The 1000-nt window shown below is 37.2% G+C and carries 2 protein-coding genes; both read left to right on the top strand.

The window, feature by feature from the left end; translation table 11 throughout:
* Nucleotides 1-222 precede the first annotated feature (222 nt).
* Nucleotides 223-522 carry a hypothetical protein gene (locus F6K49_RS53135; protein ID WP_293082314.1) on the top strand — a complete coding sequence of 100 codons (300 nt, stop codon included), beginning with the start codon at nucleotides 223-225 and terminating at the stop codon, nucleotides 520-522.
* Nucleotides 523-805: 283 nt separating this feature from the next.
* Nucleotides 806-1000: hypothetical protein (locus F6K49_RS53130; RefSeq protein WP_293111204.1), on the top strand; the 195-nt coding region annotated here is incomplete at its 3' end.

Below are 1000 nucleotides of genomic sequence, written 5' to 3'. Positions count from 1 at the left end.
ATATTATTATAGGTAAACTTCATTAAATTTTCTGCAATTATCTTCAGTATCCTGAATTTTGATTTCCTAGAGCAACATCAAACTTTTATCGCTTTACTCTACTGCTCAAAGTTTAGCAAATAAAATACATGTTGGGAACAAAATGTCAAGTTTTGACGGTGGTTTTAACTGCCAAGTCGTTTTTGATTCCCCGACTAAAGTAAGAATTAACATAGTGGGGTATTGACAAAAGCGAGACAACCGTATAGGATTGCGATCGTGACCAAAAACCAGCCGAACGAACTAGAACCAGAACGATTCAACCAGTTGCCGAAGGAGGAAGTGGTAGAAATGCTCATTACTGTAGCGAAGGCTATAGCTCAGCAGCAAGCAACAATAGAAGAACTGAAACAAGAAATAGATAAACTGCCTGTAAGTAGCAGAATTAGAACGCAAAATTTAATCAAAACCGCCATCAACAGACCTACTCAAAAAAACGGAAAATCAGAAATAATAAAAACAAGATACAGTATAAAAACCTAAACGTCAACTAGGCAAACAGCAAAGACATCAAGGAAAAAGCTGGAGTGGCTCTCGGCCTAGGGAATAGTTTCAAGATACTGCTAAGTTAGCGTAATTTATCGGCTAATTTATTAAGTTTAGTAAATATTAAGTTTAGTAAAAAAACTGCTCTCCTTAGGGGTGGTCTGTGATAGATTTTGTTGAGCAAGCTCGACCGGCTCAACTTGATAAAACTGCACTTGCTCCTTCTTTGATTCCATAACCAACGTTGCTGAATCCTTACGTAGAATTCAAGGGAGTTTTTATGCTCGCATACGGATTTATAACATTATTGAGTCTAGGTTCTGAGTACTACTTTAAATACGAGATTGATGCTCAGACTGGTTTCCAGATTTATTGGATTACAATTCCTGAGGGACTCGATAAGGAACGCTATAGCAAACAAACAATCTCCGAGTTTCTAGCAGAATCATCAGTTGCACAAATTCTAAAACCTGGA

This window comes from Moorena sp. SIO3I6, from assembly GCF_010672095.1.
Note: the sequence above shows the minus strand (reverse complement) of the source record. Positions and strands in the feature narration are given on the sequence as shown.